General features: G+C 35.6%; 1 protein-coding gene. It reads left to right on the forward strand.

Annotation, left to right across the window (positions count from 1 at the left end):
• Positions 1 to 363: 363 nt before the first annotated feature.
• Positions 364 to 1,842 (forward strand): sodium/proline symporter PutP, encoded by a 1,479-nt coding sequence (putP, locus tag KI356_RS25065; RefSeq protein WP_128282181.1) that lies wholly within the window; start codon positions 364 to 366, stop codon positions 1,840 to 1,842.
• Positions 1,843 to 1,858: the final 16 nt, after the last annotated feature.

Here is a 1,858-nt window from a genome sequence, read left to right on the forward strand (position 1 = left end):
AACCATCAGCTCTCTGACATGTTCATCATGTGTACTCTTCTTCATCAACGCTTGCATTTTTTTAAGTTGCACTCATTATATTCCTCTCGTTTCTAATAAGTCAATACTTTTTCTGAAAAAAATTTTTTTTCTTCATTCAATATTATATTGACAAAACAACCTACTTTTATGTAAATATAATAAATACTCTATTAAAATCAAGTTTTTTTGTCAGAAGATTATATATTATAAAAGTAAATCATTGTCAAAAAACGCTTACATTTCAGAAAATTCATATTTCAGCATGGATTTTTCTGAATAATCATGATAGATTATAAATATGCAAAATCCATCAAAAGACATGACAAAAGGAAGGGGAACTACATGAGTACACAGATGTTAACTTTAACTTCTATCTCTATTTACATGCTCGGGATGCTAATTATCGGCTATTTCGCCTACAAACGAACGTCCAACTTAACAGATTATATGCTTGGCGGGCGTACACTAGGCCCCGCAGTAACAGCATTAAGTGCTGGAGCATCCGATATGAGCGGTTGGCTTTTAATGGGCTTACCCGGTGCAATGTTTAGCGTTGGATTAAGTAGTAGTTGGATTGCGATCGGCCTAACACTAGGCGCATACGCAAACTGGCTTTATGTCGCTCCTCGCTTACGTACCTACTCAGAAATTGCAAACAACTCTATTACTATTCCAGAATTTTTGGAACACCGTTTCCACGACAAATCTCATATGCTACGCTTAGTATCCGGACTTGTTATTATGATTTTCTTTACTTTTTATGTAGCTTCAGGATTAGTTTCAGGCGCTGTATTATTTGAAAATTCATTTGGTATGAACTATCATGTTGGATTATTCATTGTCGCAGCAGTTGTTGTAGCTTACACATTATTTGGTGGTTTCTTAGCAGTAAGTTGGACAGACTTCGTCCAAGGAATCATTATGGTAATTGCTCTTATTCTTGTTCCTATCGTAACAATTATGAATTCACACGGACTTGGACCTGCGTTTGACACAATTCGATCTGTAGATCCAACACGTTTAGATATTTTTAAAGGTGCCTCTACTTTAGGAATGATTTCTTTATTCGCATGGGGCCTTGGTTATGTTGGACAACCTCATATTATCGTACGATTTATGGCAATTTCGTCTGTAAAAGAAATTAAAACCGCACGCCGAATCGGTATGAGCTGGATGATTTTCTCTGTTGTCGGAGCTATGTTTACTGGTCTTATCGGTATTGCTTACTATTCACAACAAGGGTTGACATTATCTAACCCAGAGACAATTTTCCTTGAACTTGGAAAAATTTTATTCCATCCACTTATTACTGGATTTTTATTAGCGGCTATTTTAGCAGCGATTATGAGTACAATCTCTTCTCAGCTTCTCGTTACTTCAAGTGCAGTAACCGAAGATTTATATCGTACATTCTTTAAGCGTTCTGCTTCTGATAAAGAACTTGTATTTGTCGGTCGTATGGCTGTTCTTGGTATTGCACTAATTGGATGTGCATTAGCGTTTAAACAAAATGATACGATTTTAGCTCTTGTAGGATATGCTTGGGCTGGATTTGGTTCTTCATTTGGACCTGCTATTTTATTAAGCTTATATTGGAAACGTATGACGAAATGGGGCGCACTTGCTGGTATGATTTCTGGTGCCGCTACAGTAATTATTTGGACTCAATTCACATTCTTAAAAGATTTCTTATATGAAATGATTCCTGGTTTCGCTATTAGTTTACTAGTAATCGTAATTGTTAGTTTACTAACTAAACCTTCAAAAGAAGTTGAAGAGCAATTTAAGAATTTTGAAAAACAGCATAGTCATAATCTATAAAAAGAAAGCTCTGCTG

The organism is Bacillus hominis, from assembly GCF_018332515.1.
Taxonomy (GTDB): domain Bacteria; phylum Bacillota; class Bacilli; order Bacillales; family Bacillaceae_G; genus Bacillus_A; species Bacillus_A hominis.